23 protein-coding genes are annotated in these 22409 nt (G+C 62.9%); 7 read left to right on the forward strand and 16 right to left on the reverse strand.

Annotated elements, in window-relative coordinates; genetic code table 11:
* Positions 1-165: 165 nt before the first annotated feature.
* From soxA to ABR948_RS10125, 7 genes are read right to left on the reverse strand one after another with little or no spacing between them, the layout of a single operon-like run.
* Positions 166-945, reverse strand: coding sequence for a sulfur oxidation c-type cytochrome SoxA (gene soxA / locus ABR948_RS10095; protein WP_428116632.1), 780 nt, complete (start codon positions 943-945; stop codon positions 166-168).
* A gap of 20 nt (positions 946-965) precedes the next feature.
* Positions 966-1286: a thiosulfate oxidation carrier complex protein SoxZ gene (gene soxZ / locus ABR948_RS10100; protein WP_428116635.1), complete on the reverse strand. Its 321-nt coding sequence runs from the start codon at positions 1284-1286 to the stop codon at positions 966-968.
* On the reverse strand, positions 1286-1765 hold the full coding sequence (locus tag ABR948_RS10105) for a SoxY-related AACIE arm protein (RefSeq protein ID WP_428116637.1): 480 nt from the start codon (positions 1763-1765) through the stop codon (positions 1286-1288). Before ABR948_RS10105 ends, soxZ begins: the two co-directional genes overlap by 1 nt.
* A 16-nt stretch (positions 1766-1781) precedes the next feature.
* A complete protein-coding gene (soxX, locus tag ABR948_RS10110; RefSeq protein ID WP_428116698.1) occupies positions 1782-2210 on the reverse strand; it encodes a sulfur oxidation c-type cytochrome SoxX in 429 nt (142 codons plus the stop codon).
* 22 nt (positions 2211-2232) lie between these two features.
* Positions 2233-3513: an FCSD flavin-binding domain-containing protein gene (locus tag ABR948_RS10115; RefSeq protein WP_428116639.1), complete on the reverse strand. Its 1281-nt coding sequence runs from the start codon at positions 3511-3513 to the stop codon at positions 2233-2235.
* Positions 3514-3564: 51 nt separating this feature from the next.
* A complete protein-coding gene (locus tag ABR948_RS10120) occupies positions 3565-5742 on the reverse strand; it encodes a xanthine dehydrogenase family protein molybdopterin-binding subunit (RefSeq protein ID WP_428116641.1) in 2178 nt (725 codons plus the stop codon).
* A 10-nt stretch (positions 5743-5752) separates the two neighbouring features.
* Positions 5753-6202 (reverse strand): (2Fe-2S)-binding protein, encoded by a 450-nt coding sequence (locus ABR948_RS10125; protein WP_428116644.1) that lies wholly within the window; start codon positions 6200-6202, stop codon positions 5753-5755.
* Positions 6203-6477: 275 nt separating this feature from the next.
* Between ABR948_RS10125 and ABR948_RS10130 the strand changes: the two genes are divergently transcribed.
* On the forward strand, positions 6478-7545 hold the full coding sequence (locus ABR948_RS10130; RefSeq protein ID WP_428116646.1) for an isocitrate/isopropylmalate dehydrogenase family protein: 1068 nt from the start codon (positions 6478-6480) through the stop codon (positions 7543-7545).
* A gap of 12 nt (positions 7546-7557) precedes the next feature.
* On the opposite strand, the gene ABR948_RS10135 is transcribed toward ABR948_RS10130, so the two are convergent.
* Positions 7558-8700 (reverse strand): FAD-dependent monooxygenase, encoded by a 1143-nt coding sequence (locus ABR948_RS10135; protein WP_428116648.1) that lies wholly within the window; start codon positions 8698-8700, stop codon positions 7558-7560.
* Positions 8701-8937: 237 nt separating this feature from the next.
* Here ABR948_RS10135 and ABR948_RS10140 point away from each other — a divergent pair, with 237 nt between their 5' ends.
* The 5 genes from ABR948_RS10140 to ABR948_RS10160 are packed head-to-tail and all read left to right on the forward strand — an operon-like array spanning position 8938 to position 13432.
* Complete coding sequence (locus ABR948_RS10140; protein WP_428116650.1) at positions 8938-10131, forward strand: ABC transporter substrate-binding protein; 1194 nt, start codon at positions 8938-8940, stop codon at positions 10129-10131.
* Positions 10132-10153: 22 nt separating this feature from the next.
* Positions 10154-11014 (forward strand): branched-chain amino acid ABC transporter permease, encoded by an 861-nt coding sequence (locus ABR948_RS10145; RefSeq protein ID WP_428116653.1) that lies wholly within the window; start codon positions 10154-10156, stop codon positions 11012-11014.
* Positions 11011-11982 carry a branched-chain amino acid ABC transporter permease gene (locus ABR948_RS10150; protein WP_428116655.1) on the forward strand — a complete coding sequence of 324 codons (972 nt, stop codon included), beginning with the start codon at positions 11011-11013 and terminating at the stop codon, positions 11980-11982. The genes ABR948_RS10145 and ABR948_RS10150 overlap by 4 nt, the downstream gene beginning before the upstream one ends.
* Entirely contained in the window at positions 11979-12719 is a 741-nt protein-coding gene (locus ABR948_RS10155; RefSeq protein WP_428116658.1) for an ABC transporter ATP-binding protein, read from the forward strand. Before ABR948_RS10150 ends, ABR948_RS10155 begins: the two co-directional genes overlap by 4 nt.
* A complete protein-coding gene (locus ABR948_RS10160; protein ID WP_428116660.1) occupies positions 12716-13432 on the forward strand; it encodes an ABC transporter ATP-binding protein in 717 nt (238 codons plus the stop codon). Before ABR948_RS10155 ends, ABR948_RS10160 begins: the two co-directional genes overlap by 4 nt.
* Here the strand turns inward: ABR948_RS10160 and ABR948_RS10165 are convergent.
* The 6 genes from ABR948_RS10165 to ABR948_RS10190 form a co-directional block, all read right to left on the reverse strand.
* Positions 13427-14248 carry an ABC transporter ATP-binding protein gene (locus ABR948_RS10165; protein WP_428116663.1) on the reverse strand — a complete coding sequence of 274 codons (822 nt, stop codon included), beginning with the start codon at positions 14246-14248 and terminating at the stop codon, positions 13427-13429. The two genes, ABR948_RS10160 and ABR948_RS10165, sit on opposite strands and share 6 nt — an antisense overlap.
* Positions 14236-15291: a dihydrodipicolinate synthase family protein gene (locus ABR948_RS10170; protein ID WP_428116665.1), complete on the reverse strand. Its 1056-nt coding sequence runs from the start codon at positions 15289-15291 to the stop codon at positions 14236-14238. The genes ABR948_RS10165 and ABR948_RS10170 overlap by 13 nt, the downstream gene beginning before the upstream one ends.
* Before the next feature lie 11 nt (positions 15292-15302).
* Positions 15303-16130, reverse strand: coding sequence for a GNAT family N-acetyltransferase (locus tag ABR948_RS10175; RefSeq protein ID WP_428116668.1), 828 nt, complete (start codon positions 16128-16130; stop codon positions 15303-15305).
* Positions 16117-17154, reverse strand: coding sequence for an NAD-dependent epimerase/dehydratase family protein (locus tag ABR948_RS10180; protein ID WP_428116670.1), 1038 nt, complete (start codon positions 17152-17154; stop codon positions 16117-16119). Before ABR948_RS10180 ends, ABR948_RS10175 begins: the two co-directional genes overlap by 14 nt.
* Positions 17155-17172: 18 nt before the next feature.
* Positions 17173-17928 carry an ABC transporter permease gene (locus tag ABR948_RS10185; RefSeq protein WP_428116673.1) on the reverse strand — a complete coding sequence of 252 codons (756 nt, stop codon included), beginning with the start codon at positions 17926-17928 and terminating at the stop codon, positions 17173-17175.
* 367 nt (positions 17929-18295) lie between these two features.
* Positions 18296-18955 (reverse strand): TetR/AcrR family transcriptional regulator, encoded by a 660-nt coding sequence (locus ABR948_RS10190; protein ID WP_428116701.1) that lies wholly within the window; start codon positions 18953-18955, stop codon positions 18296-18298.
* Positions 18956-19094: 139 nt separating this feature from the next.
* Here ABR948_RS10190 and ABR948_RS10195 point away from each other — a divergent pair, with 139 nt between their 5' ends.
* Positions 19095-20099, forward strand: coding sequence for an ABC transporter substrate-binding protein (locus ABR948_RS10195; RefSeq protein WP_428116675.1), 1005 nt, complete (start codon positions 19095-19097; stop codon positions 20097-20099).
* Positions 20100-20957: 858 nt separating this feature from the next.
* Here the strand turns inward: ABR948_RS10195 and ABR948_RS10200 are convergent.
* Together ABR948_RS10200 and ABR948_RS10205 are read right to left on the reverse strand one after the other, a co-directional pair.
* Complete coding sequence (locus ABR948_RS10200; protein ID WP_428116678.1) at positions 20958-21662, reverse strand: ABC transporter ATP-binding protein; 705 nt, start codon at positions 21660-21662, stop codon at positions 20958-20960.
* Complete coding sequence (locus ABR948_RS10205) at positions 21662-22405, reverse strand: ABC transporter ATP-binding protein (protein ID WP_428116680.1); 744 nt, start codon at positions 22403-22405, stop codon at positions 21662-21664. Before ABR948_RS10205 ends, ABR948_RS10200 begins: the two co-directional genes overlap by 1 nt.
* Positions 22406-22409: the final 4 nt, after the last annotated feature.

Below are 22409 nucleotides of genomic sequence, written 5' to 3' on the forward strand. Positions count from 1 at the left end.
CCATCTCGGCGTGTCCAAGAGGTGCCCAACCCGGCCGTCAACCCTCATTCGGACACGTTGACAATCGGTGTTAGCTTATTTGGAAGCCGCCACCGGGAGTACCCTCGCGTGGCGCTATTCCATGCCGACGGGGGCACGCCATGAAATTACGTCGCGCGAGAGAACTCACGGCCGCACCGCCGGCGTCTCGATCGGCAGGTCGTGGGCGCGCGACATCAGATAGAGCTCGAGCTCGACCAGTTCCGGCGCGCCGTAATCGTAGAGCTGGGTCCGCATCCCGATCATGCAGTTGCGCAGCCGGCGCTGCAGCGATCCCAGCGATTGCCATTCCAGCCGGTAGATCGGATAGCCGGTCGGGAGCGCCTGGGTCACGGCCGATCCGGCCAGATGCCTGTTCCAATTGTCGTTGTGGCAATTGGTGCAGCCGAGATTGAGCTGGCCCTGTCGCCGCATGAAGAACGCGCGTCCTTTGGCGACGAACGGTTGCAGTTGCGGATCGGTGCCGGCCGTGATCGCGACGCCGCGCGATTGCTGCGCAACAAAAGCAGTGAGCGCCAGCAGGTCGCGGCTTTCATAAGCCAGCGGCGTCGCCTGTTGATGCCGTGTGCGACACAGATTGATGCGCTGCTCCAGATTGACCGGGCGTCCAAGCTCCCGGTCGTAAGCCGGATAGCGCGCCGCCACGCCCTTCATGCTGGTATGCGCATCATCGTGGCAATCGGCACAGGCCTTGTCGCCAACGCCGGCCTTGCGTTTCCATAACGCTTCGCCGTCGAGTACCCACAGCATGCCGGGATTGGCGGTATCGTCGTCCTGGATCGCCTGTGTATCCGGCGTCATGAAGCTGTAGCCGGAGCGGCGCTCGGCTGGCGGAATTTCGGTGGCGGAGAGGGGAGAGATGACGAAGCCGGTGGCGACCAGCAACGTTACCTGGATGGTCGCCAACGCTATCGTGCCGGCCGATCTCATTCGACGGAAATGGCGGCCGAAGCGGTTTCCGTAAAACCCTTGTCGCCGATCCATTCAAAATCGAACTTCCCGCTCTCGGTCGCGACCGTGAAGAACGAAATGAACGGGTTCGCCGCGATCGCCGGGAACAGATCGGCGCGGAAAATCTCGACGCCGTTGTATCGGCAGGCAAAGCTGGTGATGATATCGCGCGGGACCAGCTCGCCGGTCGCGGTGCGGCGATAACCGGTCTCCATGATATGCGACATCAGCGTCTTGATCTCGATGATCTCGCCGCGCTTGGCCTTCTTCGGAACATTGATCAGCGCGGAGGCCATCAGATCACCTCTTCGGTGCAGGCCGCGAGTGTCACGATGACATCGGCGCTGACCGACCAGAACGAGCCGTCGGACAATCGCGCGATGGCGACGATCTTCTGGCTGTCGGCCAGCCGGATCCGGGTCGAAATCTGGGCGCGGCCGGCCCGCGGTCCGAGATAGAAATTGCCGACATTCGGCTGCGGGTTCTTCTCGTTGAAGACGTGAATGCTCTTCACGTAGTCATCCGCCGTCATCGGATTGGTGACGCTCACCGTCATCGGCACGGTGTTGCCGTTTTCGACCAGCGGCGGCACGTCGATCTTGACCCGGCCGGTTTGCACCACCGCCGTGCCGACGACATTCCTGATCGCGCTTGCCAGGGTCGCGGGCGTGGCCTGCGCTGGCCGCACCGTAACGATGGGAACGGCGCCCATCACCGCGGCGCCGCCGGCGAGGCCCAGGAACTGGCGGCGCGAGGATTTTTTTGAATTGCGCATCTTGTGTCGTGCTCTCCTATTCGCGCAGCGTTGCGAGATACGCCACGATATCCTCGATCTGTTCGGCCGACAGGATCGGCTTGCCGCGCCATGCCGGGCCGACGCGATCGAGCCCATCGACGCGATAATAGGACGGCATGATCGTTGCGGGATTGAGGCGGGAGGCGGCGACCAGCCGCAGCCGAAGCTGGCCTGCCGACGATCGGTTGCCGGCGCCAGCGAGGCTCGGCGCAAGGTCGCCCTGAAACTTCTCTTCCGGGAACGGTCCGCTGTGGCAAAGAATGCAGGTGCTGGTGCGCTCGAGCACCAAGGCGCGTCCCCGCGCCGCGTCGCCGGGCGCGCCGGTCAGCGATTGCGGAATCGAATCCCCAGTAATCACATAGGGCCGTAATTCCTGCGCGCGCGCGGCGCAGGTCAGCGCCAGCGCCGTGGCGGCGAACCCCATGGCGGCGATATGGATTGCTGACCTAGCCAAAGGTTTCCGCCGTGATGGTGTGGTACCAGGATTGAGCAATGTCGGATTCCCGCAGCCGTGTTTCGCGCGATGCATCGACCGGGCTGGTGAAGCCAGAGCCCTCGATCTCGGCGAAGATGTCATCCTTCGGCTGATAGCTGCCGGACAGCGAGAACGCATAGCCGGGCGCGACCGTGTTGTAGCAGGTGCCGTCCAGCTTCGGCATCGCGGGGGATGCGCCGGAGATCAGGCTTGCCACCGCGCCGGCGCAGGCCTTGGCCTCGGCGTTGGCGGCGGACGCGGATTTCGGGATCGCGCCCCCGATGCAGGCGTCGCCGATGACGTGAATATCGGGGACCAGCCTTGAGGCAAAGGTGACCGGGTCGATCGGGCACCACCCGGTGTTGTCGACCGCGCCGGCGATATCGGCGATGCGGCCGGCCTTCTGCGGCGGAATGACGTTGGCGACCTTGGCATCGTAGTTGCCGAAATCCGTGACCAGCGTGTTGGTCGAAGCATCGACCGAGACGACTCGTCCGCCCTGCGACAGCGATATCCGCTCGATCATGCCGGGGTACAATTCCTTCCAAGCCTTCTCGAACAGGCGCTGCTGCGGAATCGCGTCCTTGGCATCGAGAATGATGATCTTGGAGCGTGGTTTCTTTGCTTTCAGATAATGCGCGATCAGGCTGGCGCGTTCATACGGCGCGGGCGGACATCGCGAGGGGCTCGCGGGGACCGCCAGCGCGACCAGGCCGCCATCCTCCATAACTTCGAGTTGCCGGCGCAACAATATGGTCTGCTCTCCCGCCTTCCAGGCGTGAGGCATTTTGGCCGCGGTGGCCTCGTCATAGCCGGGCAGGGCGTCGAAGCGCAGGTCGATGCCGGGCGCCAGCACCAGACGGTCATAGGCCAGCGACGTACCGTCGGCGAGACCGACGCTCCGCTTTTGCGGATCGATCTTCACGGCCGCCTGCGCGATGACGGTTATGCCTTCGGCGGAAATCCTGTCATAGCCGAATTGCTGCGCCTCGATCTCCCGCAGGCCGGCGATCACCTCGTTGCTGAACGGGCAGGCCGTGAAGACCTTGTTCGGCTCAATTAGTGCCACCTGCAGTTTTGCATCGATCCGCCGCAGCGCGCGCGCACACGCCGCGCCGCCAAAGCCGCCGCCGATCACGACGATGCGCGCGGCGGACTGGGCGCGGGACGGACATGGAAAAGTAAACGACGCCGCCGCCGCCGCGATGCCACGAACGACGTTTCTCCGCGTCATCAGGCGCAGCGCGTCCATGAGCATGATCCGGGGTGGTGCGGCGGCCATCAAGGCCGCCGCTTTAATAGGTCAGGCAAAGCTGATGTTTTGATCCCTCAGCGGTACCGAGCGCAGCCGTTTTCCGGTTGCCGCGAAATACGCATTCAGCACCGCAGGTCCCGCGACGCAGATCGTCGGCTCGCCGACGCCGCCCCAGAAGCCGCCGCTCGGCATCACGATCGCCTCCACCTTCGGCATCTCGGCGATCCGCATCGAATTATAGGTATCGAAATTGGCCTGTTCGATGCGGCCTTCCTTGACGGTGCATCCGCCATAGAACAGTCCGGTCAGGCCGTAGACGAACGAGCCGGCGATCTGCCGTTCGATCTGCGCCGGATTGACCGCATAGCCTGGATCGGTCGCGGCAACGATGCGATGCACCTTGATCTTGTTGCTGTCGGTGACCGAGACCTCCGCGGCGCCCGCGACATAACTGCCATAGCCCATGTGTTGCGCGATGCCGCGGAACACGCCTTGCGGCGCGGGCTTGTCCCAGCCAATCTTTTCGGCGACGGCATTGAGCACGGCAAGGTGTTTCGGATGTGTCGCCATCAGCTTGCGCCGGAATTCGAGCGGATCCTGGCCAGCTGCATGCGCGAGCTCGTCCATGAAACATTCGAGGTAGATCGCGTTCTGGTTGACGTTGACGCCGCGCCAGAAACCCGGCGGGACGTGAGGATTGCGCATCGAGTGATCGATCAGAAGATTGGGAACCGAATACCCGATCGCGGCTTCGCCGGTCGCATTGAGGCCGGCGAAGGTGGCCGGATCCTTGCCGTTGACCAGCGCCTCAGGACGCAGGCTGAACAGGATCGACTGCCCGGAGATCCGCATCCGCAACGCGGTCAGATTGTTGTCGGCATCGAAGGCGCCGGTCATCTTGACTTGCGTGATCGGATGATAGGCGCCGTGCTGCATGTCCTCTTCACGCGACCACAACAGCTTGATCGGCGTGCCCGGCATCTGCTTGGCGATGGCAACCGCCTGCCGGACATAGTCGGTCTGGCCGCGACGGCCAAAGCCGCCGCCAAGGATCTGCTTGTGCACATCGCATTTGTCGGCCGGCAGGCCGGAAGCTTCCAGCGTCGCGGCAAACGCCGCTTCGCCGTTCTGCGTTCCGCACCAGACATCGCATTTGTCCCCGGTATAGAGCGCGGTGGCGTTCATCGGCTCCATGGTGGCGTGGTTCTGATAGGGATAATTATAGACCGCCTCGACTTTCTTGGCGGCCTTGGCGATCGCGGCCTTGGCGTCGCCGTTCTCGTTGCCGACAAAGGCCGGCTGCGAATCGTCGAACCCTTCCTCAAGCCATTTCGCGATCGACGCGCTCGAGACCTTGGCGTTCTCGCCTTCATCCCAGGCGATCGGCATCGCCTCCAGCGCGGTCTTGGCGTGCCACCAGGTGTCGGCAACGACGGCGACGGCATAGTCGCCGACCTTCACCACCTTCTTGACACCCTTCATGCCCATGGCTTTGGCTTCGTCGTAGCTCTTCAGCTTGCCGCCGAATACCGGGCAGGCCTTGATCGCGGCGTTGAGCATCCCCGGCAGCTTGATATCGATGCCGTAGGTCATCTTGCCGGTGGTCTTGTCGGCGGTATCGAGGCGCTTGACGCCTTTGCCGACGAGTTTCCAGTCCTTCGGGTCTTTCAGCTTGACGTCGGTGGGCGGCTCAACCCTGGCGGCGGCTTCGGCGACCTTGCCATAGGTGGTGGTGCGGCCGGACGGGGTGTGGGTGATGATGCTGTTGGCGGCGGTGCATTCCGAAGCCGGCACTTTCCACTCATTGGCGGCGGCCTGGATCAGCATGATGCGCGCGGTGGCGCCACCCTTGCGGACGTATTCGTTGGAGGTTCGAATACCGCGGCTACCGCCGGTGGAGAAATCGCCCCAGACGCGTTTGCGGGCGACGCTCTGTCCCGGCGTCGGGTATTCGGTGGTGACTTTCGACCAGTCGCATTCGAGTTCTTCGGCGACCAATTGGGCGAGGCCGGTCAGCGTACCCTGGCCCATTTCCGATCGCGCGATGCGAATGACGACGGTGTCGTCGGGCTGGATCACGACCCAGGCGTTGATTTCGGGCGAGCCGTCGGCGGCGCGCACCACGGTGGGACCAAAGGGAATATCGAGGCCGAGCGCGAGCCCGGTGCCGACGGCGGCGGTGCCGATCACAAAGGCGCGGCGGTTGAGGGCGGGCATATGGTTCATGGCCATCTCCTCAAACGTTCGCGGCGGCGTGAATCGCTTCGCGCACCTGTTTGAAGGTACCGCAGCGGCAAATATTGGTGATGGCGTCGTCGATGTCCTGGTCGGTCGGCTTCGGATTGTCCTTGAGCAGGGCCGCCACCGCCATGATCATGCCGCTCTGGCAATAGCCGCATTGCGGGACGTCGTTGGCGATCCAGGCCTCCTGCACCTTGTGCAGGGCGCCGTTGCTGGCCAGACCTTCGATGGTGGTGATTTTCTTGCCAACGGCTTCGCTGACCAGCACGCCGCAGGAGCGCATCGCGACCCCGTCAACGTGGACGGTACAGGCGCCGCATTGTGCAATGCCGCAGCCGTATTTGGTGCCGGTGAGGCCGATATTCTCCCGAATCGCCCATAACAGCGGCGTATCCGGCTCGACATCCACGTCGAAAGACTTTCCGTTGACGGTGAGGTTTGCCATCGCGTTCCCCTGGTTTGTCCAATCCATCGATTGGGACTTCTGGTTAGTCCAATCCATCGATTGAACTTCAAGGCGATGGTGGACTGGAATCTGGAACAGTTCAAATCAAGAATCTGCGTTTGCGGAGGGGAATAATCGGCCTGTCGGGCGTTTTGCCCTGCAGGGCTGGAATGCATTGCGGCTATGTCTCGATCGCCGCTGTCAGGGCATGCAAATCGTCTACAAGTCGACCCGTTCGGCCGGCGGCCGGGGGTATTCGGGGCTAGGAATTGATCATGCGCATTGTCGTTCTGCCGGGTGACGGCATCGGGCCGGAGATCGCCGCCGCGACATCGAATGTGCTGCGGGCCGCGTCCGAGCGTTTCCAGCTCAACGTCCAGACCGAGGAGCACGCGGTGGGTCACGCCAGCCTGGAGCAATTCGGCTCGACAGTTCGGCCGGGACTCCTGGAAATCGTGCGGGCCGCGGACGGGCTGATTCTCGGACCCGCCGCCACCTTTGACTTCAAGGACGAGCAGAGCGGCGAGATCAACCCGTCCAAATATTTCCGCAAAAACCTCGATCTGTTTGCCAATGTGCGGCCGGCGCGAACCTATCCGGGCCTGCCCAACCGGCTCGGGGCGTTTGACCTTGTGGTGGTGCGGGAGAATACCGAAGGTTTCTACGCCGATCGCAACATGGAACAGGGCAACAGCGAACTGCTGGTCACGCCGGATGTCGTGATCTCGCTTCGCCGCATCACGAGGCACTGCTGCGAGCGAATTGCGCAGGCGGCGTGTCAGTTGGCGATGAAAAGGCGCAAGCACCTCACCATCGTTCACAAGGCCAATGTGCTGAAGATCGGCGACGGCATGTTTCTCGACATCTGCCGGGAGGCGGCGCGCGCCTATCCAGGCCTGGTCGTCGATGACATCCTGGTCGACGCCATGATGGCGCATGTGGTGCGCCAGCCGGATCGGTTCGACGTCATCGTGGCCACCAACATGTTCGGCGACATTCTCTCGGACCTGACCGCCGAACTCTCAGGCAGCCTTGGCCTCGGCGGTTCGCTCAATGTCGGAACAAAACACGCGATGGCCCAGGCCGCGCACGGCTCCGCGCCTGATATCGCCGGGCGGGATGTCGCCAATCCATTCTCGCTGATTTTGTCGACGGCGCTGCTGCTGGCCTGGCATGGCGAGCGTTCCGGTGCCGCGCGATACGAATCGGCCGCTCGCGCCATTGAGCATGCGGTGGAGACCGCGATAAAGAGCGGCCGCGCCACCAAAGACGTCGGCGGCACGCTCGGCACCGCCGCGACCGGCCAGGCGATCGTCGACATTCTGCAAGCCGACGCGGCTTAAGCTCATCAGGGGTTACGCAGCCTCGAGGGTCGCGAGCGGCTCGTTCCAGGCGTCGTGGCCATAGACCCAGTCCGGATCGGTGCGGGTCTTGAGCCAGGTATTGGTGCGCGAGCTCAGTTGAACCCGCGAGGTCCGGGGCTTGCGGGTCGCCTCGAAGCGGCGGAAGGCGGCCTCGACGCCGTCACGATCGACGCCTTCGAGGCAACGCGACAGCACGGCGGCATCCTCGATCGCCATCGCTGCGCCCTGCGCCATATAGGGCGTCATGGGATGGCAGGCGTCACCCAGCAGGGTGACATTGCCTTGGCCCCAATGTGCCTGCGGATCGCGGTCGACCAGCGCCCATTTGTGAACCGACGGGCAGGCGGCCAGCACCTGGCGCACCTGCGGATGGAAAGCGTCGAAGGCCTTACGCAGTTCGCCAACGTCGCCCATCGCCGACCAGGACTCGACGGTAAATCCCGGTTCGGGCTGGCTGGTGACGAAATAGACCTCGCTGCGATCCGGCTTGACGTAATAAATCACGATGTGACGATCCGGCCCCCACCATTTGGTGCAGTCGTCGATCTGATATCCGTTCAGCAGCGCCGCCGGAAATACCGTGCGGTAGGCGATCCGGCCGGTGAAGTTGGGTTCATCCTTGCCGAACAATCGTTCCTTGACGAAGGAATGAACGCCGTCGGACGCCACCACCGCGTCGGCTTCGATCGATTGTCCGTTCGCGAAGGTCAGCTTCACGCCGCGGTCGGGACCTTGATCGATGCCGGTGACGCGGTGGTCGAGATGAATCAGCTCAGGCGGCACGGCGCTGGCGAGCGCCGAATGAAGGTCGCCGCGGTGGCCGAGCAGATAGGGCGCGCCGTAGCGCGCTTCTGCCGTCTCGCCGAAGATCATGTCGAAGCGCACGTCGCCGCTGTCGTATTCCCGGTTGTTCCAGGAGCGCGGATAAAACGCGCTGGCGCGCATCAGGGGCTCGAGACCGAAGCCGCGCAGCACCTTCATGGCATTGCAGCCGATCTGGATGCCGGCGCCGAGCCGGGCGAATTTCGACGCCTGCTCGTAAACGTTGACGGTTATGCCGGCCCGGTGCAACGCGGCGGCGGTCGCCAGGCCGCCCATGCCCCCTCCAACAACCGCAACGGAGAGTTTTGTCATATCGCGACCTCGTGGGGTTGTTTACATGCAGCTTCGACGGTCCGCGCGCATTATCCAACGGGATTGTATTTGTTCGCAAAGGAATAATCCCGACCAGCCGCGCATGCCCGCATCGACAAGGTTGCGGTAGACGCCGGGTGTACCATGCGGCAAGGTAAGGCGAACCCAAGACCAAGATTTTGGGGCATGGATCTGGGGGATGCGATGTCAGGGAATCATTCATCTGGAATAGCGGGCGTGAACCGCCGCACGCTGCTCTCCGGCACGGCCGCATTGTTGGCGGCCCCGTTCGTGCTTTCGTCCGCGAGGGCAGAGGCGCCTGCGGTCAATGTCGGGGTCATCATGCCGCTGTCGGGGGCGAATGCTCAATTTGGCATCAATGCCCGCAACGGCATCGAGCTCGTCGCCGATGAAATCAACGCGGCCGGCGGCATCGCCGAGCTTGGCGGCGCCAAGATCAATCTGATCGTGGCGGATGCGACCTCGACGCCGACCACCGCGGGCAACGTCGCCCAACGGCTCATTACCCAGCAGGACATGACGGCGGTGCTCGGCGCCTTCGTGTCGTCGCTGACGATCGCGATCTCGGAAGTCACGGAACGGCGTGATATCCCGCTGTTGACGATGTCGTTCGCCGATCAGATCACCGGGCGTGGCTACAGGAATATCTTTCAGGTGGTCGCGAAAGCCTCCGTGATCGGCAAGGCGCAGTTCGAGTACACCGCCGCCATCGCGCAGGCCGCCGGTACCAAAATCGAAAAGATCGCCATCATGTACGAGGACACGGCCTATGGCACCGCGCAGGCCAACGGCCTGCGCGCCGGCGCCAAGGCCGCCAATGTCGACATCGTCATGGACGACGCCTATCCCTTGGGGATCACCGATACGACGCCGTTGATCAACAAACTCAGGGGATCCGGGGCGCAGGCGGTTTTCCCGGTCTCGTATCTCAACGATAGCCTGCTGATCATCCGCACCATGCGCCAACAGAAGTTGACCATTCCGGCGATCGGCGGCGCGGCCGGCTACGTGATCCCGGATTTCGAAAAGGGGCTCGGCGAGTTCGCCGAGAACGTGCTGTCGATCGACACCTCGAACTACGACCTCGCGCCTGAATTGACCGACCGCTTCCGCAAGCGCTACGGATATTTCATGGTGCACGAAGCGCTCGAGCATGCGGTTTGCCTCGAGGTGCTGGTGCAGGCGATCAGGAAGGCCAAATCGGCGAACGCCGAAGCCGTTGCCGCCGCACTTCGCGGCGCCAAATTCACCGGCGGCTGGATCAACGGCATGACCGGCGGCGCGGTGCAATTCGACCAGACCGGATTGAACGTGCTCTCGGTGCCGCTGATGGTGCAGTGGCGCGGCAAGGACATCGTTACCGTCTGGCCCAAGGACATCGCCAAGAGTCCGCCGGTCTGGCGATCCTGAACGGCGACCGGCGCCAACCGACGTGTCCTTGCTCCAGGCCATTATCGACGGGCTCCTGATCGGCGGCGTCTATGCGGTGATCTCGATCGGCCTCACGCTGGTGTACGGCGTAATGGGCATCGTGAATTTCGCGCAGGCGGAATTTCTCACCATCGGCATGTTCGTCGCCTGGTTCGCCTGGGCCTTTCTCGGGCTCGATCCGGTGCTGGCCGCGCCGCTGTCGTTCGCGGTCGCGTTCGGACTGGGCTGGCTGGTGCAGGGGCAATTGATCGCGCGGGTTCTGAAAGCGCCGTCGGTCGCGCAGATCTTCCTCACGGTCGGGCTGTTGATTGTGATCGAAAACGGATCGCTGCTGCTGTTCGGCTCGCAGTTTCGTTCGGTCACGACCTCCTATCAAACCATGTCTTTGTCATTGGGTCCGCTGTTCATCAGCGTGCCCTATCTGATCGCCTTCGCGATGTCGCTGGCCTGTGGTGTGGCGCTGTGGTGGTTCATGCGCGCCAGCTGGTTCGGCCGCGCGATGCGCGCGACCGCGCAGAATCCGGCGGCGGCGCAGTTGATGGGGATCGATACTGGTTTGATGTACAAGATCGCCTTCGCGCTCGGGGTCGGACTGACCGCCTTCGGCGGCGCGGTGATCCTGCCCTATGTGACGGTATTTCCCGGGGTCGGCGGCCAGTTCGTGGTGTTGATGTTCACGGTCGTCGTGCTGGGCGGGCTCGGCAGCATTGCCGGTGCCGTCGTCGGCGGCTTGACGGTCGGCGTGATCCAGGCGCTGTCGTCGCTGTTCTTTCCGATTCAGTTGCAGAACCTGGTGCTGTTCATCGTCTTCATCCTGGTGCTGGCGGTTCGCCCGCAAGGCCTGATCGGAGCTAACAGGTGAAACGTTGCCTCCCGCTGGCGCTTGTGATCGCGGCCGCAGCCTTGTTGCCGCTGCTGCTCGATCCGCGCGGATACTGGATCCGGGTCCTGACCTTCACGCTGCTGTTCGCGGCGATGGCGCAGGCCTGGAACATCGTCGGCGGCCTCGCCAACCAGACCTCGCTCGGGCACGCCGCGTTCTTCGGTATCGGCGCCTATACCTCCACCGTGCTGTTGCTGAAGTTTGGCATCAGTCCGTGGCTGGGCATGCTGGCGGGCGGCGCGCTCGGCGGCGTCGCGGCGCTGGTGATCGCTGTTCCGACGATGCGGCTGCAGGGGCATTATTTCGCGCTGGCGACGCTGGCGTTCGGCGAGGTGATGCGCGTGATTGCGAATGTGTGGACGTCGCTGACGGGAGGTCCGGGCGGGCTATCCGTGCCGTTCGTGCCGCCGAGTTTTGCCGCCTATTCGTTCAAGCTGTTGCGTCCGCACGCTTATATCGCATTGGTGGCGCTGATCGCGGTGACGGTGATTTTCGAGATTATCCGGCGCGGCGCGATGGGATATCGATTACGCGCGATCAAGGAGAACGCGCCGGCCGCCGAAGTCATCGGCATCGATACGACGAAGGTAAAACTGCAGGCCGCAGTGATTTCGGGCGTGCTGGTCGCGATGCTGGGAACGCTCTATGCGCAGATTGCGGTGTTCTTCGACCCCGACACGGTGTTCGGGATCGCCAGCATTTCGATCCGCATCGCGTTGATCGCGATCATCGGCGGCGTCGGAACCGCGGCCGGGCCGATCCTCGGCGCCTTCTTCATCATCCCGCTTGAGGAGATCATGAATGCATGGCTGTCGTCGCGCGCCGCCGGATTGTCGCAGCTCGTGTTCGGCATCATCCTGATCGGCGTCATTCTGTGGCAGCCACGCGGCTTCATCACCGTGATCGACGCATTGCGGGCGCGGCTGTCGCGCAAGGTGAAGCCATGACAGCGGAAGCCATGACAGTGCTCGATATCCGCGGCATATCGCGCCGGTTCGGCGGCCTGCAGGCGCTTTCCGGCGTGAGCTTTTCCGTGAATAAAGGCGAGATCGTTGGCGTGATCGGCCCCAATGGCGCCGGCAAGACCACGCTGTTCAGCACATTGGTGGGGCTCATTCGACCCGACAGCGGCACCATCACGCTTGATGGAAAAAACCTCGCGGGTCTGAAGCCGCACCGGGTCGCGGCGCTCGGCATGACCAAAACCTTTCAGAACGTCGCATTGTTCGCCGAGAGTTCGGTGCTGGATAACGTGCTGACGGCCGGCCTGCTGCGCCACGGCGTGGAGGCCGCCCGCAGCGAGGCGCTCAACTGTCTCGATCGTGTCGGCTTGCGCGCGGTGGCGCACAAGCAGGCTGGCGATCTGTCGTTTCCGGAACGCGCCCGGGTCGAACTCGCCCGCGCGCTCTGCACCGCGCCGAAGGTGCTGCTGCTGGACGAGGTGATGGCGGCGCTCAATCATTCCGAGATGCAGGAGATCATGGCGCTCATTCGTTCGCTGCGCCGGGATGGCGTCACGCTTCTGATCGTCGAGCACCACATGCGCGCGATCATGAATGTCTGCGACCGCATCATGGTTCTGAACTTCGGCCGGCTGTTGGCCGATGGCACGCCCGAACAGGTCGCCCATGATCCTGAGGTCATTGAGGCCTATCTCGGCCGATCGCTTGAGAAGCGCCGATGAGTTTGCCGCTGCTCGACATCAGGCAGTTGAAGGCCAGCTACGGCGAGGCGGAGGTGCTGCACGGCATTGATCTCGTGGTTCTGCAAGGCGAGTTCGTCTGCATCATCGGGGCCAACACGGCGGGCAAGAGCACGATTTTGCGGTCGATCTCCCGGCTGGTGCCAAAGTCCAGTGGAACCATTCGCTTCGGTGAGGTTGATCTCACCAAGCTTGCATCACATGACATTCCGGCGCTCGGCATCGCCCATGTTCCGGAGGGACGCCAGATCTTTCCGGAGATGACGGTGGAGGAAAATCTCCTGCTCGGCGCCTTCACCGCGCGCAAGGCCACCGATTTGCCGGTGCGAATTGCAGACGTGCTGGATCTGTTTCCGCGCCTGCGCGAGCGCTACGGCCAGCTGGCGGGAACGCTGTCGGGCGGCGAACAGCAGATGGTCGCGGTCGGACGGGCCTTGATGCTGCGGCCGAAATTGTTGCTGCTTGACGAGCCGAGCCATGGTCTGGCACCGAAAGTCGTCGAGGAAATGCACGAGGCGTTCAAGATCATTCACGGCCGCGGCACGTCGATCCTCTTGGTAGAGCAGAATGTCGAACTGGCGCTCGAAGTGGCGACGCGGGGCTATGTGCTGGAAAGCGGCGTCGTGACCCTGGAGGGAAGTGCGGCGGAGTTGCATGCGAACCCGGCGGTGGTCACGGCCTATCTCGGGCTATGACGGGATCGAGGTTTCGCTTGTTCCGGGCGCGCCGGAACCAAGACCCAGGCTTTCGTAAATCCGCCTGGCATAGGCGCCGAATTCATCGGTGGTCTTGATCGGCAGCGCGCGTGGAAACGGCAGATCGATCGGGAAATATTCCGCCATTCGGGCCGGGCCCGACGTGAGCACGGCGCAATGCGAGGCGAGGAATACCGCTTCCTGGATACTGTGTGTGACAAAGATGATGGTCTTGCCGCTCTCGCGCCAGATCCGCAGCATTTCAAGGTTCATCTGCTCGCGGGTCAGGGCGTCGAGCGCGCCGAACGGCTCATCCATCAGGATCAGCTTGGGGTCGTGGATAAAGGCGCGCGCGATCGCGGTGCGCTGCTGCATTCCGCCGGACAATTGCTGCGGATATTTGTCCTCATGGCCGGCAAGCCCGACCAGATGGAGCAGTTCGCGCGCGCGGGTCCGGGCCGCCTTGATCGGCAGGCCGACGATCTCGGCCGGCAACAGGACATTGTCGAAGATGGTCCGCCATTTCAGCAGCAATGGCTGCTGAAACACCATGCCGATGTCGCGCCCGGGATCGAACGGCGTGCGCGCGTTGCCGATCTGGACGGTGCCGCCGTCGGCGTCGTGAAGCCCGGCGAGTATCTTCACCACGGTGGTCTTGCCGCAGCCGGACGGGCCCACCAGCGAGATCAATTCACCCTCCTGCACATCCATGGTGACGTCGGAGACGGCCAGGAATTCCTTACCCTGCGAGCGATAGACCTTGCGGACGTTGCGCAGCCGGATGAAGGGTTGGTCAGGCGCCGTCATGCGAGCCATTTGTCGAGGTTGGCGCCGACGAAATCGTCGTCGCTGAGATCGGCGTGCTCGTTGCAGACCCGGTCGATCTCCTCGATCTGGCCCGGGCTCAGGCCCTCGGCCGGATCGAGGCACCAGATTCCGTCCAGCAGCCCTTGCCGCCGCAGCACCTCGTGACAGCCGGCGATGCAGCCGTGAAAATCATGGATGACATCGAAGAAGGCGCTGTTGCAGTCGGTGACGCGGGCGTCGAGCGCCAGCAGGTCTGATGGTACGGTGGCCTTGTTGCGCGCGGCCCGGCACATTTCGAACTGCCTGACCGCGCTCGCGGTCCACACCGACCAATGCCCGAGCAGGCCGCCACGGAAATAAGTCCTCGTCGTGACGCCGCGGTCGCGCAAATCGAACGGCAGCACAAGGTCGAGCAGGATATGGTCGTCGTTGCCGGTATAGAGCGCCACGCGATCGAGGGCGCCCGCGGCGGCGACACCGCGCAGGACGTCGAGCGTCCGGTAGCGATTGAACGGCGCGATCTTGATGGCGATCACGTTGTCGATCGCAGCAAACCGGCGCCAGAAATCCGCGCTGAGGATGACGCCGCCGACCGCCGGCTGCAGATAAAACCCGACCAGCGGAATTTCACGCGCCACCGCCGTGCAATGGTCGATGATTTCATGTTCGGAAGCGGATTTCATCGCGGCCAGACTGAGCAGTCCGGCGTGATAGCCGATGCCGCGCGCAATCTCGGCCTCCGCAACAGCTTGCCGTGTTGGCCCGGCCAGACCGGCGACCAGGGCCAGCGGCCGCTTGGTCCAGCCTACCGCCGTCTCCGCAGCCAGTTCCAGTACCGGCCGGTACAGGCCGGCCTCGCGGATCGCGAACTGCGTGGTGTGGACGCCAACCGCAAGGCCGCCGGCACCGGCGTCGATATAGTAACGGGTCAGCGCGCGTTGATGGATGCTGTCGAGCGCGCGATTGGCATCGAGCGCCAGCGGATGCGCCGGGATCACCGTGCCCTCAGCGATCAGGCGCCGCACCCCGGCTTCGATCTTGCTATGATGCATGGCGTTAATCCCTATCCATATTCGGGGCCGGCGACAGCGAAAGGCAGTTCCGCAGGCGGGTTTGTCGCGCGTCCGAATCGCATGCGCTGAAACGGCCGCTCGATGGTCCACCCCATCTGCGTCAGACCCTTCAAAAAGGCGTCCTGGTTTGCTACCGCGTCAATCAGCAAGGGGCCGGTCTCGAGGGCCGCAATGTCGCCCACCATGGCGAGGGCACGCACCGGGCTGTCCGCAAACAGCGGACCGATGTGACGGGCGGTGCGGCCGTCGCGGATCAGCGCCATCGCGTCGCCACTCGATACCAGCCGTGAGCCCGGGCGTCCCTCGAGTTCGCGCAGCAAATCGCGGCGATCAAAACCCATGGCGCTGATGTCGCAGGTGATGAATTCGGTGAGGTGACCGGAAGGCAGTGGTGCCGCGCCTGCCGAGGTCGAACCAGGTTCAAGGCGAAGCCGTCGCAGCTGAATGGTCGGCGAAAATCCCAGCGGTCCATACACGGCGGCGCCGGCGGACGTGGCATCGAGCCACGCGGTGAGGCCCAGTTTGGTCGCGGTATCGAGGCAAGTATCGACCAGTTTGGTGGCGAGACCGCGCCGCCGCCAGCTTTCGGTCACCAGCACCATGCTGATCCAGGCATTCCCGGATGAATAGGGCAACAACGCTGCGGTCGCGATCAGGCGGCCGCCCTTGTCGCGCACGCCGAACACGGTTCCCTTGCTGAGGAAATAGCGCCAGTCCGCCTCGTTCTGATTCCAGTGGGCTTCCGCCGAAAGCGCCAGTCCGGCAATGGCATCATCGGGGCCGAGCGCCACGATTTTGATCTGATCAATATCGGCCATCGCGCACCTCATATTTGGTGGGCTTGCCGAGGCTCGGCATCGAGCGGGCGACCCAGTCCGCGGTCCAGGCGATCAATCGCCCGGTGTCGACAAGTGGCAAGCCGAACAGCTTGACCGCCTGCGATGTATCGGTCAGCCAGGCCGTCGGTTGCTCGGTGCCGATGATGACGGGCTCACGGCCGAGCCGCGCGCCGATTGTTGCTGCGAGGTCGCGTACGCTGAGAATCTCGTGACCGCTGACATTGATCGGCGAGGTCGGCGTATCGCAATGCGCGAGACACCTCAAGGCCTGCGCCGAAGCATCGCCTTGCCAGATGAAATTCACATGGCCGAGGCTGACATCGATCGGCTTGCCCCCGAGAATCCTGGTCGCGATGTCGTGCAGCACGCCGTAGCGCATGTCGATCGCGTAGTTCAGGCGGAACAACCGGCCGGGTGTCGAAAATTGGCGCGAGAAATATTCGAACATGCGCTCGCGCCCGACGCAGGATTGCGCGTATTCACCGGGCGGATCGGGCGGAACGGCCTCGCTGGCGCCTTTTCCGTTCACCGGCACGAAGGGATAGACGCAGCCGGTCGAGAACGCGACGATCCGCGATTTGGCGAAGGCCTGTGCGACCAGGGCAGGGACGTGGGCGTTCATCGCCCAGGTCAGCGACAGATCGCCCTCTGCGCCAAATTTGCGTCCGGCCATGAAGACAATGTTCGGTGCTTTCGGCAGCGATTTGATCGCGGCCTGATCGAGCAGATCGCACTGGATGGTCTCGATGCCACGGGACTTTAACCAGGCTTCGGTGCCGGCATCGCTGAACCGGGCAACGCCGATGATGCGGCGCTGGGGCAGGGCCGCCTTGGCCAATCCGGCCAGGGTCGGCCCCATCTTGCCGGCGACGCCGAGGATCATGATGTCACCGTCAACCTTCTGGAGGTCGTCGATCAGCGGCTGGCTCGGGCGGCACAGGAGGTCGTCGAGCGATGCGACGTCAGGAATGATGTCCGGCAGCGTGTCGTGCGTGAGCAGCATGTTTGTTCCCTGATCGATTTATTGCAGCCGCACGTCCCTGACCACGAACAGCCATTCGAGGCCAAGCACCAGGCCGTAAAGCCCCACGCCCAGCAACGTCAGCAGCACGACCGCCATCACCATGGCCGGCGTATCGAGCGAGGACTGCACCTGGATCATGAGATAGCCGAGCCCGCGTTCGGAGGCGATGAACTCGCCGACGATGGCGCCGGCGACGGCAAGGATGGCGCCGACCTTCATGCCGGAAAACACGTATGGCAGCGCGCCCGGCAACTGGATCTTGCGAAACAAAGTCCAGCGCGAGCCGCGCAGCGATTTCACGAGATCGAGCAGGTCCGGTTCAACCTCGCTCAACCCGCGCGATGTCGTCAGCAGGATCGGAAAGAAGCAGATGCTGAATGCGATCAGGATATTCGGAATGATTCCATAGCTGAACCAGACGATGAACAGCGGACCGAGCGCCACTTTCGGAATCATGTTCAGGGTCACGAACAGCGGCAGCAACAGCAGGCTCAGCAGCGGCGACCAGCAGAAAAATACCGCAAGCATCACGCCGACCAATGCGCCAAGGCAGAAGCCGCCGAGGATCTCCACGGATGTAACGGCGAGGTTGGACAGCCACGCGTATTTCGCCGACGTCAGCGTGGCCAGCGTCGCCAGCGGCGAGGGCAGGATGAATTTGGGCACGTGAAACGCGTCGACCAGGACCTGCCAGAGCACGATCACGGCCAGATGCACGATCAGGATGATCGCAAGGGATCGGACTGACCGCATTCCGTCGCTGGCCAATGTGTGCTCTCGCCCGGTTGCGCTCCGGCCTTCCGGCGAGAGCGGGTTGGCCCAAATCTACCGTGGCGGCGCCCAGCTTTCAACCGGTTGGTTGATTAAATACGGGTTTCCTCGTCATTGCGAGCCAACGGATCGCGCGAATGCGCGCGCCCGATGATAAACCCACTCCGTCATTCCGGGATGGTGCGTAAGCACCAGACCTCAGATGCGCAATTGCGCATCGGGGAATCTCGAGATTCCGGGTTCGATGCTTTGCATCGCCCCGGAATGACCGAGTGAGGTTGCTTCGTCGCTTCCGCCTTCGCTCGTTGAGCTACGGCGGACAAGTCGCTCCTCGCAATGACGGGGAACATCAAGGCCGCAAGGCGTTCATGACCAGGTCGACCACGTGTTTGCGGCGGGCGCGCTTGGCGTCCGCGCTGCCCAGGTCCCGGCCGAAAATCGCCGACAGGGTTGGCGTGTTCGAGAAGAAGAAGTAGCTGAGGCCCGCGATCGAAATATAGAGGTGCACCGGATTGACCCCCTTGCGAAAGGTGCCGGCCCGCACGCCCTCTCTAAGAATTTTCGAGACCATGCTGACCAGGGGCGAGTGCATGTCCTCGAGCTTCGACGAGGCGCGTACGTGCCTGGCGCCATTGCGGTTCTCGTCATTGAGCAGGACGATGAAATCGGGATGCCGTGCCAGATGATCGAACGAACTCTCGATCAACTTCTTGATGGCGCGTTCGGGAGGCAACCCCGTGAGGTTGAGCTTGCGCTCCTGGGCGCGGATTTCCTCATAGACCCATTCGAGCACGGCGAGATACAGCGCGTCCTTGTCGCCAAAATAATGATACACCAGTTGCTTGTTGACGCCGGCGCGCAGCGCGATCTCGTCGACCCTCGCGCCGGCGAGGCCGCTCCTGGCGAATTCGTGCCGGGCCGCGGTCAGGAGCTTGTTGCGGGTGGCGACGGGATCGCGCCGCTGCCGTTTGGTAGCGTTCTTCACACCAGTCGCGCGTCGTTCAGCCATTTCCAACCAGACAGTTGACAAGTCGACCCGTCCCTTGTTGCATTGGTAGACCTGCCGCCGCGCCACGACAAGGCCATCTGGCCGGTCGGCGATCAGCCGCACGGCAACGACGCCGCCGCACGACAAGGAGAGCGCCGCCATGAAGGGTCTGAGGATTGCCGGATTGGCGCTGGCGCTGCTGGCGCCCTCATTCGCAGCCGGTGCAGGCGAGTCCGTCAACTTGATTCTGAACTGGACGCCGACCGCGGATCATTCGCCGTTCTATTACGCCAAGGCGCAGGGCTGGTACGAGAAGGCCGGTATCGATCTCACTATCGAGGTCGGCAAGGGGTCCGGGGTTTCGTCGCTGAAGGTCGGTTCCGGCGGCTCACCGTTCGGTATCGCCGACCTCGCGACCATGCTGGTGGCGCGCGGCAAGGGCGCCGACGTTGTGGCGCTGATGAGCATCTACGCCAATACCGGTCAGACATTTTACTGGCTGAAGAGCTATGGCATCAGCGGCGCCAGGGACTTTCCCGGTCACAAGATCGGCAATCCCCCCGGCGATGCCTCGCGGGTGATGTGGCCGGCGTTCGCCAAGGCCGCTGGAATAGCACCCGATGCGGTGAGCTTCGTCAATGTCGGACCGACCGCCAAAATCGCGGCGCTGAAAAGCCATACGGTCGATATCATCAGCGATTTCTACAACGAGCATGATTTGAAGGCGATCGAGTTCGGCAGCGATCTGGGCTTCGTCAACTGGAAGGACATCGGCCTCAATCCATACGGCAATTCATTGATCGTCAACGGCGCGTTTCTCGAGAAAAATCCGAAACTGGTCGAGGATTTCGTCCGGATCACCCAGAGGGCCTATGCCGCCTGCGTCGCCGACGTCACGCCCTGCCTGAAAGCGCTGCTCGATCAGGTGTCCGGCCTCGACAGAGAGAACCAGGAGCGTCAGTGGGAACGCATCAAATTTCTGATGACCGACGACTTCACCACGACCAGGGCGCTTGGCTGGATCGATGCCGAGCGGATGAAGAAGGATTACGAACTGGTGCAGACCTATCTCGGCATGGAAAAGCCGTTTGCGGTGGAAAGCGCATTTACGACGAAACTGCTCGACACATCGGTCAAGATGGACGCCGGCAAGGTCGGGAAGTGAAATAAAGCCGCTTGATGGACGTGCGCGCAAAAGCGAATTTGTCGAACCGGATCAAGCTGTTTCTACCTGTCCAGTCCTATCGCTAAAAATAAATCCCTTCGCGGCTACCCCAAATCACTTCCATATTTCCCGCCATCCTGTCCCACTTGAGGGGCGTTTCGCGATCGTCACGGACGTTGGGAACGGGATGCGGTGGACGCGGGTGGCGCCCTTGACGAAAGGCGCTGACGTGGACGGCGAAGTCGTGTGGTCCTGACGCCTCGACGCTGGCGTTCAAGTTGGCGGAAAGTATTCCGCTGATGACGGTGACAACAAAGCCCGATCACCGGGGAGAGCGCGAAGGAAACCGTTAAAACCATTGCGTGCGGGAATGCCGGGTGTTCCGGTGTACCTGTGGCTTCTACCCCTGTGCTTTTTTGTTGCACAGGGGGCTGCGGGTGCGCCAGGCACCCGGCATTCCCCACGCCCTCTATTTCCGGGGCGAATAGTTCTTGCACAACTTCGGGCGCATCGCGCCGCGAGAGGGTGGAGGTGTGTGAAATTTACCCGTCATTCCGGGGCGATGCGAAGCATCGAACCTCAGATGCGCAATCGCGCATCGGGGAATCTCGAGATTCCGGGTCCGGTGCTAACGCACCATCCCGGAATGACGGGTTTAACCTCTTGGCTGTTTGAAATTTGAATACGTAGCGATGCATTAACGGCGGGCGCGTCCACACTCCGTCGTCATCGCCCGCGAAAGCGGGCGATCCAGTATTCCGAGGCGCCAGTGATGGAATCGAGAAGCTGCGGCGTACTGGATACTCCGCTTTCGCGGAGTACGACGGTCCTTGGGACCTTGTCGAGGCAGTTACCGCATCAAATCCCCAGATACGCCGCCTGAACCTGCTTGTTGTTGGCCAGTTCGGCGCTGGTGCCCTGCAGGGTCACGCTGCCGCTTTCCAGCACATAGGCGCGCTGAACCAGCGACAGCGCGCGGCTGACATTTTGTTCTACCAGCAGAATCGCAGTCCCCATCTTGTGGATTTCGCCGATCTTCTCGAAGGTCACGTCGGTCATGACAGGGGCGAGGCCCAGCGAGGGTTCGTCGAGCATCAAGAGCCGCGGCTTGAGCATCAGGCCGCGGCCCACCGCCAGCATCTGCTGCTCGCCGCCGCTCATGGTGCCGGCCAACTGTCTTTTGCGGTCGGCGAGCCTTGGAAAGATGCTGTAGACCAGATCGAGCGTATGGCTGCGGTCGGCTTTTGCCTTGGGAACGTAAGCGCCGATCTCAAGATTTTCCTGCACGGTCATTTCAGGGAATACCTGACGTCCTTCCGGCACGTGGGCGATTCCCAATTCCGGAATCCGGTGTGGCGGCAATGTCGCGAGGTCGACGCCCGCAAAGGTGATCGTGCCCGACGACATCTTCACCAGATGTGAAATGGCGCGCAACGTGGTGCTCTTGCCGGCCCCGTTGGCGCCGAGCAGGCCGACGGCTTCGCCCTCGCCGATCTCGATGCTGACGTTATGAATGGCGGGAACCGAGCCATAACTGGCGCTCACACCGGCTAGCTTCAGCACTAACTCGCTCCCGATGTTGCCGGATGGACGTAGGAGCCCAGATAGGCGCGAACTACTTCCGGATTTTCGACGATCTGCTTGGGCGTGCCTTCCGCGATCTTCTGGCCGTGATCGAGCACCACGATATGGCGGGCGACGGCCATGATGGCGCGCATCACGTGTTCGACGATCACGATGGTCAGACCGCGCTGCGACAGCTTTCCGATCAAGGCCACCGCCTGATCGATTTCGGAAGGATTGAGCCCGGCCATGACTTCATCGAGCAGCAGAAGCCGGGGCTGCGTCGCCAGCGCGCGCGCCATCTCTAACCGGCGCTGATCGATGGTGGTCAGATCCTTGGCCGCGGTTTTCTCCCGGGCTGAAAGGCCGACGAATTCGATCGCTTCGCGGGCCTTCTCGCGCGCCACCGCGGCATGCTTGTCGCGCAGGAACGCGCCGGTCATGACGTTGTCGAGCACGGTCATGGCGCCGAACGGTTTTGCCACCTGGAAGGTGCGCGCCAGGCCGTGGGCGCAGATGTCGTGGGGTTTTAATCCGGTTATATCCAGCCCAAAGGCCGAAACCGAACCGGAGTCCGGCCGGTGAAAGCCGGTGATGAGGTTGAAGCTGGTGGTCTTGCCGGCGCCGTTGGGTCCGATCAGCGCCACGGTTTCGTTTTCCTGCACCGTGAAGCTGACGTCCTGCACGGCGCGCAGGCCCCCGAACCGCTTGCTGAGACCGCGAATGACCAGCGCCTGTGTCATGAGA

Origin of the sequence: Bradyrhizobium sp., from assembly GCF_050014615.1 — a bacterium.
Lineage (GTDB): Bacteria > Pseudomonadota > Alphaproteobacteria > Rhizobiales > Xanthobacteraceae > Bradyrhizobium.

What these genes read in the sequence shown, in the direction of transcription:
- ABR948_RS10185 (WP_428116673.1), bottom strand. Translation starts at nt 17,928, where the DNA reads ATGCGGTCAGTCCGATCCCTTGCGATCATCCTGATCGTGCATCTGGCC.
- ABR948_RS10155 (WP_428116658.1), top strand. Translation starts at nt 11,979, where the DNA reads ATGACAGCGGAAGCCATGACAGTGCTCGATATCCGCGGCATATCGCGC.
- ABR948_RS10175 (WP_428116668.1), bottom strand. Translation starts at nt 16,130, where the DNA reads ATGGCCGATATTGATCAGATCAAAATCGTGGCGCTCGGCCCCGATGAT.
- ABR948_RS10170 (WP_428116665.1), bottom strand. Translation starts at nt 15,291, where the DNA reads ATGCATCATAGCAAGATCGAAGCCGGGGTGCGGCGCCTGATCGCTGAG.
- ABR948_RS10195 (WP_428116675.1), top strand. Translation starts at nt 19,095, where the DNA reads ATGAAGGGTCTGAGGATTGCCGGATTGGCGCTGGCGCTGCTGGCGCCC.
- ABR948_RS10125 (WP_428116644.1), bottom strand. Translation starts at nt 6,202, where the DNA reads ATGGCAAACCTCACCGTCAACGGAAAGTCTTTCGACGTGGATGTCGAG.
- soxX (WP_428116698.1), bottom strand. Translation starts at nt 2,210, where the DNA reads ATGGGGTTCGCCGCCACGGCGCTGGCGCTGACCTGCGCCGCGCGCGCG.
- ABR948_RS10180 (WP_428116670.1), bottom strand. Translation starts at nt 17,154, where the DNA reads ATGCTGCTCACGCACGACACGCTGCCGGACATCATTCCTGACGTCGCA.
- ABR948_RS10160 (WP_428116660.1), top strand. Translation starts at nt 12,716, where the DNA reads ATGAGTTTGCCGCTGCTCGACATCAGGCAGTTGAAGGCCAGCTACGGC.
- ABR948_RS10190 (WP_428116701.1), bottom strand. Translation starts at nt 18,955, where the DNA reads ATGGCTGAACGACGCGCGACTGGTGTGAAGAACGCTACCAAACGGCAG.
- ABR948_RS10165 (WP_428116663.1), bottom strand. Translation starts at nt 14,248, where the DNA reads ATGGCTCGCATGACGGCGCCTGACCAACCCTTCATCCGGCTGCGCAAC.
- ABR948_RS10135 (WP_428116648.1), bottom strand. Translation starts at nt 8,700, where the DNA reads ATGACAAAACTCTCCGTTGCGGTTGTTGGAGGGGGCATGGGCGGCCTG.
- ABR948_RS10130 (WP_428116646.1), top strand. Translation starts at nt 6,478, where the DNA reads ATGCGCATTGTCGTTCTGCCGGGTGACGGCATCGGGCCGGAGATCGCC.
- ABR948_RS10105 (WP_428116637.1), bottom strand. Translation starts at nt 1,765, where the DNA reads ATGCGCAATTCAAAAAAATCCTCGCGCCGCCAGTTCCTGGGCCTCGCC.
- soxZ (WP_428116635.1), bottom strand. Translation starts at nt 1,286, where the DNA reads ATGGCCTCCGCGCTGATCAATGTTCCGAAGAAGGCCAAGCGCGGCGAG.
- ABR948_RS10115 (WP_428116639.1), bottom strand. Translation starts at nt 3,513, where the DNA reads ATGGACGCGCTGCGCCTGATGACGCGGAGAAACGTCGTTCGTGGCATC.
- ABR948_RS10120 (WP_428116641.1), bottom strand. Translation starts at nt 5,742, where the DNA reads ATGAACCATATGCCCGCCCTCAACCGCCGCGCCTTTGTGATCGGCACC.
- ABR948_RS10205 (WP_428116680.1), bottom strand. Translation starts at nt 22,405, where the DNA reads ATGACACAGGCGCTGGTCATTCGCGGTCTCAGCAAGCGGTTCGGGGGC.